19 protein-coding genes and 1 pseudogene are annotated in these 15,229 nt (G+C 35.4%); 7 read left to right on the top strand and 13 right to left on the bottom strand.

Translation table 11 applies throughout. The annotated features are described in order from the left end of the window. Nucleotides 1–4 precede the first annotated feature (4 nt). The 3 genes from ACQKNI_RS11555 to ACQKNI_RS11565 all read left to right on the top strand — a co-directional run bounded on the left by ACQKNI_RS11555 (nt 5) and on the right by ACQKNI_RS11565 (nt 2,891). Nucleotides 5–649 carry an acetoin utilization AcuB family protein gene (locus ACQKNI_RS11555; RefSeq protein WP_002123078.1) on the top strand — a complete coding sequence of 215 codons (645 nt, stop codon included), beginning with the start codon at nt 5–7 and terminating at the stop codon, nt 647–649. Continuing rightward, complete coding sequence (acuC, locus tag ACQKNI_RS11560) at nt 646–1,812, top strand: acetoin utilization protein AcuC (RefSeq protein ID WP_088232233.1); 1,167 nt, start codon at nt 646–648, stop codon at nt 1,810–1,812. The genes ACQKNI_RS11555 and acuC overlap by 4 nt, the downstream gene beginning before the upstream one ends. Before the next feature lie 239 nt (nt 1,813–2,051). Continuing rightward, the gene (locus tag ACQKNI_RS11565; RefSeq protein ID WP_098945693.1) at nt 2,052–2,891 is read left to right on the top strand and encodes an alpha/beta fold hydrolase; all 840 of its coding nucleotides are present in this window, start codon (nt 2,052–2,054) and stop codon (nt 2,889–2,891) included. A gap of 66 nt (nt 2,892–2,957) precedes the next feature. On the opposite strand, the gene ACQKNI_RS11570 is transcribed toward ACQKNI_RS11565, so the two are convergent. The 3 genes from ACQKNI_RS11570 to ACQKNI_RS11580 form a co-directional block, all read right to left on the bottom strand. Continuing rightward, a complete protein-coding gene (locus ACQKNI_RS11570) occupies nt 2,958–3,185 on the bottom strand; it encodes a hypothetical protein (RefSeq protein WP_240522874.1) in 228 nt (75 codons plus the stop codon). 167 nt (nt 3,186–3,352) lie between these two features. After that, nucleotides 3,353–4,042, bottom strand: a complete 690-nt coding sequence (locus ACQKNI_RS11575; RefSeq protein WP_098356950.1) for a response regulator transcription factor — start codon at nt 4,040–4,042, stop codon at nt 3,353–3,355. A 1-nt stretch (nt 4,043) separates the two neighbouring features. Beyond that, nucleotides 4,044–5,498 (bottom strand): sensor histidine kinase, encoded by a 1,455-nt coding sequence (locus ACQKNI_RS11580; RefSeq protein WP_098253199.1) that lies wholly within the window; start codon nt 5,496–5,498, stop codon nt 4,044–4,046. A gap of 149 nt (nt 5,499–5,647) precedes the next feature. On the opposite strand from ACQKNI_RS11580, the gene ACQKNI_RS11585 reads away from it, so the two are divergent. From ACQKNI_RS11585 to mscL, 3 genes are all read left to right on the top strand, one after another. Continuing rightward, nucleotides 5,648–6,328, top strand: coding sequence for an ankyrin repeat domain-containing protein (locus tag ACQKNI_RS11585; protein WP_071710325.1), 681 nt, complete (start codon nt 5,648–5,650; stop codon nt 6,326–6,328). A gap of 77 nt (nt 6,329–6,405) precedes the next feature. Further along, nucleotides 6,406–7,332 carry a Gfo/Idh/MocA family protein gene (locus ACQKNI_RS11590; RefSeq protein WP_098253200.1) on the top strand — a complete coding sequence of 309 codons (927 nt, stop codon included), beginning with the start codon at nt 6,406–6,408 and terminating at the stop codon, nt 7,330–7,332. A gap of 128 nt (nt 7,333–7,460) precedes the next feature. Further along, the gene (gene mscL / locus ACQKNI_RS11595; protein WP_088232239.1) at nt 7,461–7,859 is read left to right on the top strand and encodes a large-conductance mechanosensitive channel protein MscL; all 399 of its coding nucleotides are present in this window, start codon (nt 7,461–7,463) and stop codon (nt 7,857–7,859) included. 49 nt (nt 7,860–7,908) lie between these two features. Here mscL and ACQKNI_RS11600 read toward each other — a convergent pair whose 3' ends face one another. From ACQKNI_RS11600 to ACQKNI_RS11635, 8 genes and pseudogenes are all read right to left on the bottom strand, one after another. Then, the gene (locus ACQKNI_RS11600; RefSeq protein ID WP_088232240.1) at nt 7,909–8,181 is read right to left on the bottom strand and encodes a DUF3917 domain-containing protein; all 273 of its coding nucleotides are present in this window, start codon (nt 8,179–8,181) and stop codon (nt 7,909–7,911) included. Between the two features lie 232 nt (nt 8,182–8,413). Beyond that, on the bottom strand, nt 8,414–9,412 hold the full coding sequence (gene ccpA, locus ACQKNI_RS11605) for a catabolite control protein A (protein ID WP_088232241.1): 999 nt from the start codon (nt 9,410–9,412) through the stop codon (nt 8,414–8,416). A gap of 499 nt (nt 9,413–9,911) precedes the next feature. Next, nucleotides 9,912–10,042: pseudogene (locus tag ACQKNI_RS11610) on the bottom strand (bifunctional 3-deoxy-7-phosphoheptulonate synthase/chorismate mutase); the annotation flags it as partial. Next, nucleotides 9,994–10,128 (bottom strand): hypothetical protein, encoded by a 135-nt coding sequence (locus ACQKNI_RS11615; protein ID WP_427282375.1) that lies wholly within the window; start codon nt 10,126–10,128, stop codon nt 9,994–9,996. The pseudogene ACQKNI_RS11610 and the gene ACQKNI_RS11615, both read right to left, overlap by 49 nt. Before the next feature lie 181 nt (nt 10,129–10,309). Next, entirely contained in the window at nt 10,310–10,792 is a 483-nt protein-coding gene (locus ACQKNI_RS11620; protein WP_427282376.1) for a DUF2247 family protein, read from the bottom strand. A gap of 200 nt (nt 10,793–10,992) precedes the next feature. Further along, nucleotides 10,993–12,009, bottom strand: a complete 1,017-nt coding sequence (locus tag ACQKNI_RS11625) for a CamS family sex pheromone protein (protein WP_088232244.1) — start codon at nt 12,007–12,009, stop codon at nt 10,993–10,995. Nucleotides 12,010–12,126: 117 nt separating this feature from the next. Further along, nucleotides 12,127–12,453: a bacillithiol system redox-active protein YtxJ gene (ytxJ, locus tag ACQKNI_RS11630; protein WP_427282377.1), complete on the bottom strand. Its 327-nt coding sequence runs from the start codon at nt 12,451–12,453 to the stop codon at nt 12,127–12,129. Beyond that, nucleotides 12,453–12,965: a DUF948 domain-containing protein gene (locus ACQKNI_RS11635; protein ID WP_001197718.1), complete on the bottom strand. Its 513-nt coding sequence runs from the start codon at nt 12,963–12,965 to the stop codon at nt 12,453–12,455. Before ACQKNI_RS11635 ends, ytxJ begins: the two co-directional genes overlap by 1 nt. Before the next feature lie 186 nt (nt 12,966–13,151). Between ACQKNI_RS11635 and ACQKNI_RS11640 the strand changes: the two genes are divergently transcribed. After that, nucleotides 13,152–14,267, top strand: coding sequence for an aminopeptidase (locus ACQKNI_RS11640; RefSeq protein WP_395592187.1), 1,116 nt, complete (start codon nt 13,152–13,154; stop codon nt 14,265–14,267). Nucleotides 14,268–14,306: 39 nt separating this feature from the next. On the opposite strand, the gene ACQKNI_RS11645 is transcribed toward ACQKNI_RS11640, so the two are convergent. Further along, entirely contained in the window at nt 14,307–14,741 is a 435-nt protein-coding gene (locus ACQKNI_RS11645) for a hypothetical protein (RefSeq protein WP_427282378.1), read from the bottom strand. After that, nucleotides 14,738–15,142: a PH domain-containing protein gene (locus ACQKNI_RS11650; protein WP_427282379.1), complete on the bottom strand. Its 405-nt coding sequence runs from the start codon at nt 15,140–15,142 to the stop codon at nt 14,738–14,740. Before ACQKNI_RS11650 ends, ACQKNI_RS11645 begins: the two co-directional genes overlap by 4 nt. Between the last annotated feature and the right edge of the window lie 87 nt (nt 15,143–15,229).

Here is a 15,229-nt window from a genome sequence, read left to right on the forward strand (position 1 = left end):
TGGAATGATTGTAGAAGAAATCATGAATCAAAATGTAGTGACACTACATCCAAACGATACAATCGAAACCGCAATCCGAACAATACGTACAAAAGGAATTCGGCACATTCCAATTGTCGATCAAAATAATCATGTCGTAGGCATTATTTCTGATCGGGATGTAAGAGATGCAAGTCCGTCTATTTTAGATGAACAAGTTTCACTCGATATGCTGAAGCAACCGCTTGAACTTATTATGAAACACCCTGTCATGACTTGTCATCCTCTCGATTTCGTTGAGGAAATTGCTACTTTATTTTTTGAAAATAAAATTGGCTGCCTTCCTGTGACAAAGGCCGGAAAGTTAGTTGGAATCATTTCTGAATCTACTGTATTGCATACGTTAGTGAAATTAACTGGAGCGCATCAACCAAGTTCACAAATTGAAATTCAAGTAAAAAATGAACCTGGTATTCTCGGAAAAGTTGTTGCTATTTTTAGCGATTTGCAAATAAATATCGTGAGCGTTCTCGTCTATCCAGCAAAAGATGAGAATGATAAAGTACTCGTTTTCCGCATTCAAACGATGAATCCTCTAAAAGTGATTGATGCACTTGAAGCAGAGGGGTACCGCGTATTATGGCCAAACATCATGGGGATGCAAGCATGAGTAGCGCGTTTATTTATTCGGATGACTTTCGGGGCTATTCGTTTAGCCCTGATCATCCTTTTAACCAACTGCGCGTCACTCTTACGTACGATTTATTACAAAAGGGCGGTTTTATCTCTCCCTCTCAAGTCATCTCCCCGCGAATGGCTACTGATGAAGAAATTGCCTACGTTCATACAGAGGAATACATAAATGCGGTAAAACTTGCTGGAGAAGGAAAGTTAGAAAAATCAATTGCAATGACATACGGACTCGGAACAGAAGATACACCGATGTTTCCAAATATGCACGAAGCAAGTGCATTACTCGTTGGCGGAACATTAACAGCTGTCGATGCTGTTCTTTCCGGGAAAGTAAAACATGCACTTAATTTAGGCGGAGGCTTACATCACGGCTTTCGCGGCAAAGCATCTGGCTTTTGCATTTACAACGATAGCTCCATTGCAATGAAATATATACAGAAAAAATACGGTTTACGTGTTTTATATATTGATACAGACGCTCATCACGGTGATGGTGTACAGTGGTCTTTTTATGACGATCCTAACGTATGTACCATTTCGTTACATGAAACTGGACGTTATTTATTCCCTGGAACTGGTGCTGTGAATGAACGTGGGCAAGGTAATGGGTATAGTTATTCTTTTAACGTTCCACTGGATGCTTTTACAGAAGATGAATCATTTTTAAATTCCTATCGAACTGTTGTAAAAGAAGTTGCCGCATACTTTAAACCGGATATTATTTTAACGCAAAACGGCGCTGATGCACATTATTACGACCCACTTACACACCTTTGTTCAACGATGAATATTTACCGTGAAATACCGAAGCTCGCTCGCGAAATCGCTAATGAATATTGCGACGGTCGCTGGATTGCTGTCGGCGGCGGTGGCTATGACCACTGGCGCGTCGTCCCGAGGGCTTGGGCACTTATTTGGCTCGAAATGAACAACATCCAAAACATCTCAGGTTATCTCCCTCCAGAATGGATTGACGCTTGGAAAGGACAAGCCGAAACAGAACTTCCCCTCACATGGGAAGATCCAGACAACATGTATAAACCTATCCCACGCAAACCAGAAATTGAAGAAAAGAATGCATTAACTGTAGCGAAATCCCTTGAAATAATTCGGAATAATATGACAAAATCTTTGTACTAAACAAAAGGAGACTCGTTTTTTGAACGGTCTCCTTTTATTTGTATCATTACTACCCATGTCGTTTTTTGTTGGTAAATCGATATCCTATGTCGAATCGCCGATATATTTTAAGTTGTGGTCGATATATTCGAAAAATCGCTGATATATTTCGAGTTACGGTCGATATATTCGAAAAATCGCTGATATATTTTAAGTTACTAATCAACTATCCCCACTCTAATAAAAAAGGTCGTGATATTATGTGGAAACAACAAATGATCCACACGAAACGTGGTACATTCGAACTCTTTACAAAAGGAACTGGCGAACCCCTTTGCATTACACATCACTATTCGCAATTTAATGAAACTGGCGATTACTTTGCGGATGTTTTCACTGCTACGCATCGTGTATTCCTCATTAATTTACGAGACGCTGGTAACTCAGCAAAAGCCAATTCAAAAAAAGAATTACGTATGATTGAAACGGCTCACGACTTAGAAGCAATACGAGATGCTTTACAACTCCCAACATGGCATTTCGCTGGCCACTCAACAGGCGGTATGCTTGGACTTTTATATGCGATTACATATCCAAATTCCTTACAATCTTTAGTCGTGGCTGGAGCTGCAGCAAGTAACTATACCGAAACACCATTTTGCATTTATAACCGAGAACATCCACAGTTTCATTATATGCAACAGCTCATCGAAAACTTAAAAAACCCTTATCTTACTAATGAAGAACGAAAGGAACTCTCTACTAAGAGGACAAGATTATCTTTGTATAAACCTGAAAACTACAACTCTTATTTTTGTAAACCAATCAAAAAAACAATGTCTGCTAGCCGGATGAACGTTTTTAATAAAGAGTATTCTTCATTTGATTTAAGAGACCATTTACCTTCCATCCAAACAAAGACACTTATTATATGCGGAAGACATGATGTACAGTGCCCGATTCAATATTCTATCGAGATACATAAGGGTATACGTAATTCTATCTTTGTGACATTTGAGGACAGTAACCATTATCCTTTTTTAGAAGAGGCTACTCTGTTTAGTTCTACTACTCAAACATTTTATAAATCGTTACACTAGTACCGTTACTATTAAGGAAAGCTCACAGTCTCTATAAGACTATGAGCTTTTTTCAAAAGAAATATTTCAACTAGTAACAATTAAAAGAAGTACACATAAAATCACTAAACCTAAATCAATAAATACTGCCTTTTTATCTCCTTCTTTTAAATTTATTATAAAACTAGAAATTATTTTAATTCCAAAAAAGACCATCATAAATAACCCACCGAAATGATCATTCTTAGGGTCTTCATCATAAAACATTTGTATTGCACCGATAATTAATAAAATAAGTACGATATTCGTTCCAATCTTTACAGCCTTGTTTGATTTATTATCTTTTCATGTATCCCCCAAAATGTAGCACGCCCTCTCATACTCCCCTATGTTTTACCTCTCTACATTTTAACATAAATTACCTATTCCCCCTTTTAGTCCAGATAACAATAAAAAAACCTGCCAATTACTCGGCAGGTACATTACACGTTAAAGCGATAACCAGCTCCCCATACTGTTTCAATATATTGCGGGTGGGCGGGATCTCTTTCAATTTTTTCACGTAGCTTTCTAATGTGAACAACGACAGTGGCTAAATCGCCAGCTGAGTCTAGTCCCCAAATACGTTCAAATAACTGTTCTTTATTTAATACTTGGTTTGGATGCGTTACAAAGAATGTTAATAAATCAAATTCCTTCGTTGTGAACGCGATTTCTTCATTGTTTATAAAAACTTTTCTCGCTCGCTGATCAATAGAAATTCCGTGAATGTATAACGTATCGCGTTGCTTACTCACATTTCCTGATAATCTTTCATAACGAGAAATATGCGCCTTTACCCTTGCGACTAATTCACTTGGGCTAAACGGTTTCGTTATATAATCATCCGCCCCTAAACCGAGTCCGCGAATTTTATCTATATCTTCCTTCTTTGCTGAAACAAGTAAAATCGGAATGTCTTTTATAGCACGTATTTGTTTACAAATTTCAAAACCATTCATTTTCGGAAGCATAATATCTAAAATAATTAAGTCATACTCTTCCTGCAAAGCCCTTTGTAAACCTGTTTCTCCGGAATGCTCTACATCAACATGAAAATCATGAATCTCTAAATAATCTCGCTGTAATTCTGCGATACTTACTTCATCTTCTACTAGTAAAATCCTTTTCATTCTACTCACCACATTCCTGTACTTTTTTCAGCGAGAAGAAAATACTTGTACCTTCCCCAAGCTTACTTTCCGCCCAGATGTCCCCGCCATGTTCTTCGACAATTTGTTTCGCTATCGCTAAGCCAAGTCCACTTCCACCTGTACTAGAGTTTCGTGATTGTTCCGCACGATAAAAACGCTCAAATATATACGGCAGCGTATCAGATTCTATACCTGATCCATTGTCCATTACTTTCACAATAACTTTATTTTGACCACTCGATACTGTTACAGTAATTTTTTTCTCTTCTTTATCCATGTATTTCACACTATTATGAATTAAATTTGATATCACTCTATTTATCTTTTCGCAATCAGCCGTTACATATAGTGGTGATGCATGTAATTGTAAGTTAATTTCTATACCTTCTTTACTTAAATCCATCTGCATCTCTTCTATTAATTCTTGCATAAACATATTTAATTCAACCGTTTCAAACTGAAATGGAACTCGATTCAAATCGAGCTTCGAAAATAAAAATAGTTCGTCAATGAGTGTATCCATATGCCTTGCTTTCGTATGGATAGTCGTTAAGTACTTATCCATTTTTTCAGGTGTATTTGCTACCCCATCTTTTATTCCTTCTACATATCCGATAATAGATGTAATCGGTGTTTTTAAATCATGAGAGATGTTTGAAATGAGCTCTTTTCGATTTTCTTCATACTGTGTTTGCATCTCTATCGACTCTTTTAATTTCTTCCTCATTTCCTCAAACCCTTGATTTAATTGTCCTATTTCATCGTGTGATGTAACTGGTATTTGAAAATCTAAATTTCCTTCCTTAATTTTCTCAGTCGCATCTTTCAATACAAAGATTGGTTTTATCACACTTCTGGAGACGAGGTAACTTAATAATCCAATAAGCAAAATGGCTAAAAGTAAGAGCGATATGAACAAAATCGGAAATAATTTCTGTGTGAGGTCTACAAATGAACTTTGCTTTTTTAATACAAATATACTACCTTCTTCTTTCTGCGGAAAATAAAAATCAAATTTTACATATCGATAAAATGTATCGCCTAGTTCCGTTGTACCACGACTATTAATATTTGCTGATTCAAATTTCGGAAGGGCTTCTGTTAAGGTTGAACTTTCAAATTCTTTCGAAGCATATGAAATGGAATCTCCCTTTCTTACAGCTATTTTCACACCTTCTTTTTCAATTGATGAAACGAACGATTCATCTAATAGTTGTGATTGATGTTGCTTTGCCGCTAATTTCAATTCAAGATACGCATTCTCTTCTTCTTGCGTAAGCGGCTTTTGAATATAGGAACTTTTATAAAAATTTTTCACTGACTCCAAGTCCCCTGTTATTGAAAAAACAATTAAAAACCCCGCGACTAATATGAGCGTAATAGAAACGAGAATAACGGCAATATAAGAAAATAAAAACCTTGTTTTAATAGACATATGTTAAATCCTCACTTTATTAAACCTTATTACTCATAAGCATAAAAATATATGTTCAAATACTCAAGCGATTTTATAGTAATTTTAGCGTCAGTTTATAAAAATTTAATGTTCTTATTTTAGAGTTGAAATTAGGAGGTTGAAATTCCATGTTCAAAAAAACATTAAGCATGATATGTTGCGTAATTTTTTTACAAGGTTGCTCGCAAGAACAAGAAGTTAAAAAGGAGATGACAAACATGGAGACAGCACTACTAACAGCTACTGAAAAGCAGGAAACGAATACTGTTATATCATTGCTCAAAAAAGGAGCCGACATAAATATAACGGACAATAAAGGACGTACCCCTCTTATGATTGCCACATACAAAAATGATGTAAAAACCGCCAAAGCTCTTATCAACGCTGGGGCTGACGTAAATGTTCAAGATGATATGAAAAATAACCCATTTCTATACGCCGGTGCAGAAGGTTATTTGGATATTTTAAAACTAACGATTGACGCTGGCGCCGATCCATCTCTTACGAATCGGTATGGCGGAACAGCTCTTATCCCAGCCTCGGAACATGGCTATATTGATGTTATAAAAGAACTCCTCACGCGAACAAATATTGATGTAAACCATGTAAATAATCTCGGGTGGACCGCCTTAATGGAAGCTATCGTACTAAGTGACGGAGATGAAACGCAACAACAAGTCATTCGCCTTCTAATTAAACATGGTGCTGATGTAAATATTCCAGACAACGATGGTGTTACCCCGCTAGAGCACGCTCGGGCTCATAATTTTGAAGAGATAGAGAAGATTTTAATAGAAGGACAGAAGTAATCCTACTTTTTGCCTTCCTCCCCCGCCCTATGCTACATTTAACCCGTTATATCAATATTGATAAGGTGGGAATAAACATGAACAAACCTAAAATCGGGATGATTGGTCTTGGAAGTATTGCACAAAAAGCTTACCTCCCAACACTTACAAATGAAACAACTTGGAATTTTGTAGGGGCATTTACACCTAATGCAGAGAAAAGAAAACAAATTTGCCAGCAATATCGTATTCAAGATTTTCATTCTATGGAAACGTTAGCTTCAGAATGTGATGCAATCTTCGTTCATAGTTCAACTGCTACGCATTATGAAATCGTTTCTACACTTCTTGAAAAAGGAATCGATGTTTATGTAGATAAACCGTTAGCTGCTACTGTGGAACAATCTGAAAAACTAGTCGAAATGAGTGAAAAGTATAATCGAAAGTTAATGGTTGGATTTAATCGCCGTTTCGTTCCTATGTACGTCACTGCCAAAGAACAAGCTAATGATATTTCATGGATTCGAATTGAAAAGCATCGCACAAATAAAGTAGGGCCAAATACGTACGATTTTACTATGCTAGATGATTACTTACATATTGTAGATACTGCCCGCTGGTTAGCTAATGATAACCTTAACGTCGTTCATAATATGATGCAAATAAACGAAAAAAATGAACTCCTTTATGGACATCATACATACACAACCGCAAACGGGCTCTTACTCTCTACAGCCATGCATCGTCATGCAGGTACAAACTTAGAACAAATTGAACTGGTAACAACAGGAAAAATCATTCGTGTAAAAAATATGAATACATTTGAAATTGAGGCAGAAAACTCTGTTTCACAAAGCGGTTCTCCGTCATGGGAAACGACATTAAAGCAGCGCGGTTTTGAAGATGCTGTTCATCATTTTATTGAATGTGTACACGGAGATACAAAACCTGTTGTAGATGGATTAGAAGGATTAAAAACGCAGCAAATGCTACAATCTTTATTAAACGATGTAAACAAAAATTAAAACGGATACATTTTTCAGAATTTACTTTCATTCCCATTTCCTCTTTATTTCTCTCACAAATTTCTATAGAATATGTTGATAGGAATTATAAATTTTATAATAAATCGTGGAAAGGGTGGGATTAACACATGTGGAACGAGTTTAAAAAATTCGCGTTCAAAGGGAATGTAATCGATTTAGCTGTCGGGGTTGTAATCGGTGCTGCATTCGGTAAAATCGTTAGTTCTTTAGTAAAAGACATTATTACACCATTACTTGGTATGATATTAGGTGGCGTTGACTTTACAGATTTAAAAATTACATTCGGTAAATCATCTATTATGTATGGTAACTTCATCCAAACTATTTTTGATTTCTTAATTATTGCAGCTGCTATCTTTATGTTTGTTAAAGTTTTCAACAAACTAACATCTAGAAGAGAAGAAGAAAAAGAAGAAAAAATTCCAGAACCAACAAAAGAAGAAGTTCTTCTTGGCGAAATTCGCGACTTATTAAAACAACAAAACTCTTCTAAAGATAGAGCATAATTGAACGGACAAAAGGCATGCCCCTCTCGGGTCATGCCTTTTCTATATGTTATAACGTTTCCGAATTCATATGAATAAATAAAATAATACCAGCAACCATAAGCACCATAATACTACCTGCAAATAGTGTGATACCGATAAACATTAAGCTTGTGCTCATATCCACCGATACATTTTCAACAAAAATAGAGATTACATACGTGATAAGGGCAATTCCTGCAAGAATACTTCCTGGAACAAATCGCTTTAAGCCATTTTGTTTTAACGTCATATATGCAAAAATAGCAGTCATACAAAGCGTAATTATCCAAAGAACGATCATCTTTTCTCCCTCCTCACAAGCCTTTTCTTTCTATTATACATGACATTGCCCTATAATAGTTGAATTTGCATTTATGTGACATATAACAAGGAATACCCCCATCTATAGCGAATGTCTTATGAAGAGTTCCAAATACATTATCATTATCAAAGTCGCATATTTATAAATTTAAACATTCAGCACAAGGAAATACGAATAAAAGCTCACAGCAATCGCTGTGAGCTTTTTATACTTACTTCGTTGAATCTCTAAATTGGATACGGTGAGGTAAAATAACAGTGTGATCTTCCACTTTTTCTTTGTTCATATATTTCGTTAGTAGACGCATTGCTACTGCACCGATATCATACATTGGTTGTACAACTGTTGAAAGCTGAGGACGTACCATTAATGCAAGGCGTGTATTATCGAAACCAAGTACTTCTACATCAGTTGGTACGTTTAATCCAGCGTCTTGTGCTGCGTGAATTACACCTAGTGCCATTTCGTCAGAAGATACGAAGATTGCTGTTGGTTTTTCATCAAGACTCCAAAGCTTTTCGAATGCTTCGATACCTGAATCATATGTGTAATCTCCATCGATTATAAGATTTTCATCATATGAAATACCTGCTTCTTCTAAAGCTTTTTTATAACCTTGTAATTTCTTTGCGCTTGCCGCTTTATCAATGAAAGGACCAGAGACGAAACCGATACGCGTATGGCCTTGCTCAATAAAGTGCTTCATTGCATCGTATGCTGCTTGTGTATAATCAATATTTACTGATGGTGTTTCATTTTGCTCATCAAATGACGCTGCTAATACAATTGGTACTGGAGACTTTTTAAATTCTTCAATGTGAATGTCTGTAATATCTTCACCCATGAAAACAATTCCGTCCACTTGTTTTCCAAGCATCGTATTTAATAAATGGAACTCTTTCTCTTTGTTTTGGTCAGAGTTACTTAAGATGATGTTATACTTGTACATTGTTGCGATATCTTCAATTCCACGCGCAAGTTCTGCATAAAACGTATTTGAGATATCAGGAATAATAACACCTACTGTAGTTGTCTTCTTACTTGCTAGTCCACGTGCTACCGCATTCGGGCGGTATCCTAAACGATCAATTGCTTCTAATACTTTCTTTCTTGTTGTAGGCTTTACATTTGGGTTACCGTTCACAACACGTGATACGGTAGCCATTGAAACGTTCGCTTCGCGCGCTACATCATAGATTGTTACGTTCATCTCATCGCACACTCCTTCTATTTTTGTTATCTATTTTTATGTATCGGTTACTTGAATGAAAAAAAGACATCAACTCTATTTGCAGATGCCACCAATCGTCCCGAGTTCTTCCTTTTACTAATGATACGATAAAAACGCAGGCTCATACAATATTTTCCCGCAAAAGTTTCGAAAAAATTCGCTTCTTTTCTCGTATTTTCGTATTTCTCATGAAAAAAAGGGCATTTTTTGTAAAAAATAGATATCTCATGAGCAGAAACCTTATTTTAAGCAGTACGATAGTAAATGAAATTTATATCAGCGATTTTTCGAATATATCGACCGTAACTCGAAATATATCAGCGATTTTTTAAATATATCGACCGTAACTCGAAATATATCAGCGATTTTTTAAATATATCGACCACAACTTGAAATATATCGGCGATTCGACATAGGATATCGATTTACCAACAAAAAACGACATGGATAGTCATTTGATGCGCTGGATCTGGAAGTACTTCACAACTGACAATAGAAGATCACGGCGTCCTGTAGAATGCCTTATATCGACAACGACAGGGGGAAATAGATTTCTTTCTTTAAAATTGGTACAACGGAAATATGAAGCGTATTATGCGACGCTCTTTCATTGCTTCAGCAACTTGATGTACTTGTTCATAACTTTTCACTGCGTATGGTCCCTCGATAAAATAATGATTTCCATCACCATTCATTTCAACAATCCTGTCTTCTTGTAACTCTAAACCATATTAGAAAATTTGTTTAAAAATATGTTGTAACGTCTATGTTCTAAATGGCCCATTATTATTCTCTGCGATTAAATCCAGCATAACTCAACTTCCCGTTTCAGAAACTAATTGTAAGTCACTACCTATTGGTAGTGACTATATATATTTAATATTTAAATCTCTCTTCCTCTAATTTTAAAAATTTTTCAAACCTATTTACCAAAGCTTCTTTCGTAGTTGGAACTTCTTGAGGCATATAATTAACAAAACTCACCATATCTTCTGGGTAGTGGTGATTTCCATAAAACTCTGCAATTTCATTTAATAACTCATTATCTTCTTTACATCTTTCTTTTATTTCAGATAAACAAATAAATCTTAATTTTCTTTTCTCCTCTACTAACACTGGGCTTTCTTCATCTAATTGAGGAAAATAATTAGTTTTTATTTCTAACATCACCTTACCTAAATTTTCATTAGAGACTCCCCATGTAAGTTCACTAACAAACCCGCTTTCATCACCAATTCCCATCAATTCTACCGCATAATCAGAAATAACGTCTTTACTAAAATAACTTCCTTGGACGCCTACAAAAATAGTTTTCCAATCATACTTAATATGTTTACTTTTTAAATCTTTTAAGTTCATATTATTTACCTCTTACTTTTTTGAATTTGATTTGGCTTACCCGTCATAACACCATTTCCAATGACTTCTTCTTAATCTTGAATCATCTTCCATGGCACCAAAATACGATATTCATACGAAATATAACAATAAATCACTACAAAAAAACTTCGTACATTCTCACTTGCAATAAAAAAAAGACAGTGTTTAAACTGTCTTTTTTATAAGAAGGAAACAAACGGTTTATCGCTGTTTTTCTCTTTTATAATAACGGCCTCGATTTTATTATCGGACTTTATCTGCAATTGTACTTTCGCATCTTTAGGTAATTTCTCTAACATACTTTGAGCAGCCATTTGAGTAAGAGCCATTAATTCTGTTTTACCGTTATATTTAATAACAATATCCATATTTAATGTATCCATTTTCTTTTGTTTATACAAAACTTTAGCATTGACTGGGATAAAATCTCCAGGAGAAAACTTTTTTATTGAATCAGCAAATTCATTTATTTTTGCATTATCTTCTCCATGTTCTTGTTTAAATTCATCAGAAGGATATGAATAAGCTTGTTCATCAATCATACTCCAGTTTCCCATATTCGTATCATTCTTTTGAACAGTAGCACTAGCAATGTACGTACCATTTTTTAAAGAAGTTGTATTTTCTTGTTTAAAGATAGCAAACGTAATTGGCGATTTGTTATATTTATCATTTTTGTTTATAGCTTCTATAAGTTGTTTAGCAACTTCAGTACCTTTAGAAATGGCTTCTTCATTAGATACGCTTGAAGACATAGCTAAACCAATCATAACACCAGATAAACTTAATTCGTTTGAATTCTGCTTTCCGAAATAGTCTTGTTCGATGATGTTCGTCAAAACTGGTGCTTCTACTTTCGCGACTAGTTCATCAATTACATTCTCCGGAATGTATTGATTTAATTGCAGCACATGATTTTCTGTATCAAATTGCCCTTTTGCAATATTCATTAAACCATTTTCATATTCTGCTAAATCTAATTTAGAATTTGTTTTTATATTAGCTGTATTAATGACTTTTTGTTCTTTTAAAGGAATAACAGTTCTATAATAATCTTTAGAAACAGCCGTTCTCGGAATCATACTTTTTTCTTTCGTATCTTTTTGTATAACTTCATCCTTCTTACTAATCGTATCATTACTACAAGCTCCCAGTAATAAACTTACGACTGCGAAGGATAATGCCATTTTCTTCATTACATAAAACCTACTTTCAACAATCTAGTTATTTAGTTTGAACTATTAACAGTTTACCATTAAATATATTTCAACAAAAACAAAAAAAAGAAGCAAGCACCTTTAGCTTGCTTCTTTTTACTTAATATTCTCTTCTAAAGCGTGTTTTTTAATATTCCAATGAGACGTATTCCACACTACCATCCCATCTTTTATGTATAATACTTGTGGAGATTCATGTCTAATACTGTACTGTTCTGCGACACGATTCGAAACATCTCTCGCATCTTGTACGTATAAATAGTAAGCTGGTACTGCTCTTTCTTCACTGCAATACGCTTGAAACTCTGTGTATGCACCGTGACTAATTGGGCACGTCGTACTATGTTTAAATAGCACATAAGGCTCGTTCTTTTCCACTAGTACTTCAAGCTCTTCAATTGTTTCCAGTTTTGTCATATTCATCACGATTCACCTCTCATACGAAGTCTAGAGCGCTTCTCTTTCTTTTCCGCTTTTTTCTCAAGTCTTTCTAATTTACGCTCTTCTTTTTCAACCTTTTTCTCTTGTCTTGTCGCACGATAATGATTGTATACTTCAATTGCTGCGCTACTCCATTGTACAACTTGCGCTACTTTATCTGCATTATTTTCAATTTCGTCCGTAACAGACTCTGATACATTACGAAGTTTCGTATTTAAAGAATGGATTGTCGTTCCAATTCCATCTACACCTGCTACTACTTTATTTAATGACTGCGACTTCTGTTGAATATCATCAGCTAACGCATTTGTCTTATGTAATAATTGCTCCGTCTCTACGCTAATCCCTTGCATTTGTTTCTCTAGACCTTCTAACGTGCTTGCAACGTTTTCTAACGTCTTTTGAACCGATAACAACGTTCTGCATACGTACACTACTAATACAGCGAAAGCAACCGCGATAATAGCCGCACTTACATATAAAAGAACTTGCATTTCATCACTTCCTTTATCTTTTTCATACTTTCCCCTATTATACAATCATTTACCGTTTCATTCTAACCCCTATATTCCATTAGAATTTTCATACTTATTCGTTAACTTTAACATAAATGATTCAACAAATTCCACTAAGTAGGTTACAATAGGAGAGGATACATAATTAGTAGGGAGGCTTTACATATGAAAGATCCACGCATTGAAAAGTTAGCATACAATTTAATCAACTACTCTATTCGCTTACAAAAAGGCGAAAAAGTGTTAATTGAAAACTTTGGCTTACAAAAAGAACTTGTAACTGCACTTGTGAAAGAAGCATATGCAGCTGGTGGTTTCCCATTCGTTTCTTTAAAAGATCATCAAGTAGATCGCTCTTTATTAATGGGTGCTACTGAAGAACATTTCGAACAAATCGCTGCATATGAAGCAAGCGTAATGAAAGATATGGATGCGTATATCGGTCTTCGCTCTGGCGATAACATTAACGAACAAGCTGACGTTCCAAGTGAACGAATGAAAGTTCACGGCCAAACAGTTGGTAAGAAAGTTCATAGAGACATCCGCGTTCCGAAAACGCGCTGGGTTGTTCTTCGTTACCCAAATGCTTCTATGGCACAGCTTGCTAAAATGAGCACAGAAGCTTTCGAAGACTTCTACTTTGAAGTTTGTAACTTAGACTACGGTAAAATGGATAAGGCAATGGATAGCCTTGTTACATTAATGAATAAAACAGATAAAGTTCGCTTAACTGGTCCTGGAACTGATTTAACATTCTCTATTAAAGACATTCCAGCTATTAAATGCTCAGGTCATTTAAACATTCCAGACGGTGAAGTATACTCTGCACCAGTTCGTGATTCTGTTAACGGTACAGTTTCTTACAACACACCATCTCCTTACAACGGTTATACATTTGAAAATGTACAACTTAAGTTTGAGAACGGTCAAATTGTTGAAGCAACTGCAAACGATTCAGAGCGCATTAACAAAATCTTCGATACAGACGAAGGCGCACGCTACGTTGGTGAGTTCGCAATCGGCGTAAACCCATACATCTTACATCCAATGGGCGACATCCTATTCGATGAAAAAATCGATGGTAGCTTCCACTTCACACCTGGACAAGCTTACGAAGATGCATGGAACGGCAACAACTCTAACATCCACTGGGATTTAGTATGTATCCAACGCCCTGAATACGGCGGCGGCGAAATTTACTTCGACGACGTACTAATCCGTAAAGACGGACGTTTCGTTGTATCTGAATTAGAAGCTTTAAATCCTGAGAACTTAAAATAATAATAAAAACGCTCGGGATTTTCTCCGAGCGTTTTTTTATTAATACTTTAATAACTCTTTCGCCACATTTTCTGGCACTTTAAAACTCATTTTCTTATTTTTCATTTCAACTTCAACATAAGGGACATCTTTATATACTGTCATCGTACCAATTTCATGTAATTCTGTTTTATCTTTACTCGACTCCATTAATTTCGGTGTATCCTCTTGATACATTTTAAATGTTTTCCCTTGCGGAGTATCTAACGGAGCCAATTGCATTTCCCACTTATCCATTTTCATGACTTCAAACAGTTTTTCAATTTCTTTCTTATCGGTAATTGTTTTTTTATCACTCGAATCAGTCAATGACTCAATTTCAATTTTTTGTGCTTTTTCTAAGCTAACATCAGACTTCTCTTTCTTTGCACTACACCCTATTAAAAGAATAGATGCCGTTAATAAAAGCACAAACAACGTACAGATTCTTTTCATTTCTTACCCACCATTTCTATTTTCACATGCGGATTCTCTTTTTCTACAAGCGACAAAAACCGCTCCATATGTTGCGGCATCGCGACCATATGTACTTTATACGTATTCGTCGTAATTTCAAGAGATTTTCCAACTTGACGAATGATTCTTATCTCTTTCAATACAATATCGTCATTTAAAATGCCGTACTTTAATACACCATTTTCTACTTTATGCTTTTTAATAAATACTTCCCAAACGAGCGGGATATTTACAATGAAACATAATCCCATTCCAATTAACGCTGACATCCATTGCTCTTTATTGGTGAAAAGCATGACAATTGGATACACAAACATAAAAGCTAACGTGAGACTCACGAAAATTACTGCTGATTTACTTCTTTGAATTGGAAGGTTCATACCTTCACCCCCTAACCAAATTATACCACCACTTCCATTTTAATTCATAAAAAAAGACCATTTGCAAATGGCCTTTTTAAATAATCT

This window comes from Bacillus sp. NPDC094064, from assembly GCF_050279585.1.
GTDB lineage: Bacteria > Bacillota > Bacilli > Bacillales > Bacillaceae_G > Bacillus_A.

Excerpts from the sequence above, each read along its gene's own strand:
- ACQKNI_RS11575 (WP_098356950.1), bottom strand. The coding sequence starts at position 4,042 with ATGAAAAGGATTTTACTAGTAGAAGATGAAGTAAGTATCGCAGAATTA.
- ACQKNI_RS11620 (WP_427282376.1), bottom strand. The coding sequence starts at position 10,792 with ATGAACTTAAAAGATTTAAAAAGTAAACATATTAAGTATGATTGGAAA.
- ACQKNI_RS11635 (WP_001197718.1), bottom strand. The coding sequence starts at position 12,965 with ATGCAAGTTCTTTTATATGTAAGTGCGGCTATTATCGCGGTTGCTTTC.
- ccpA (WP_088232241.1), bottom strand. The coding sequence starts at position 9,412 with ATGAACGTAACAATCTATGATGTAGCGCGCGAAGCGAACGTTTCAATG.
- mscL (WP_088232239.1), top strand. The coding sequence starts at position 7,461 with ATGTGGAACGAGTTTAAAAAATTCGCGTTCAAAGGGAATGTAATCGAT.
- ACQKNI_RS11640 (WP_395592187.1), top strand. The coding sequence starts at position 13,152 with ATGAAAGATCCACGCATTGAAAAGTTAGCATACAATTTAATCAACTAC.
- ACQKNI_RS11565 (WP_098945693.1), top strand. The coding sequence starts at position 2,052 with ATGTGGAAACAACAAATGATCCACACGAAACGTGGTACATTCGAACTC.
- ACQKNI_RS11615 (WP_427282375.1), bottom strand. The coding sequence starts at position 10,128 with ATGAATGGTGATGGAAATCATTATTTTATCGAGGGACCATACGCAGTG.
- ACQKNI_RS11600 (WP_088232240.1), bottom strand. The coding sequence starts at position 8,181 with ATGATCGTTCTTTGGATAATTACGCTTTGTATGACTGCTATTTTTGCA.
- ACQKNI_RS11645 (WP_427282378.1), bottom strand. The coding sequence starts at position 14,741 with ATGAAAAGAATCTGTACGTTGTTTGTGCTTTTATTAACGGCATCTATT.
- ACQKNI_RS11625 (WP_088232244.1), bottom strand. The coding sequence starts at position 12,009 with ATGAAGAAAATGGCATTATCCTTCGCAGTCGTAAGTTTATTACTGGGA.
- ytxJ (WP_427282377.1), bottom strand. The coding sequence starts at position 12,453 with ATGAATATGACAAAACTGGAAACAATTGAAGAGCTTGAAGTACTAGTG.
- acuC (WP_088232233.1), top strand. The coding sequence starts at position 646 with ATGAGTAGCGCGTTTATTTATTCGGATGACTTTCGGGGCTATTCGTTT.
- ACQKNI_RS11580 (WP_098253199.1), bottom strand. The coding sequence starts at position 5,498 with ATGTCTATTAAAACAAGGTTTTTATTTTCTTATATTGCCGTTATTCTC.
- ACQKNI_RS11650 (WP_427282379.1), bottom strand. The coding sequence starts at position 15,142 with ATGAACCTTCCAATTCAAAGAAGTAAATCAGCAGTAATTTTCGTGAGT.
- ACQKNI_RS11590 (WP_098253200.1), top strand. The coding sequence starts at position 6,406 with ATGAACAAACCTAAAATCGGGATGATTGGTCTTGGAAGTATTGCACAA.
- ACQKNI_RS11585 (WP_071710325.1), top strand. The coding sequence starts at position 5,648 with ATGTTCAAAAAAACATTAAGCATGATATGTTGCGTAATTTTTTTACAA.
- ACQKNI_RS11555 (WP_002123078.1), top strand. The coding sequence starts at position 5 with ATGATTGTAGAAGAAATCATGAATCAAAATGTAGTGACACTACATCCA.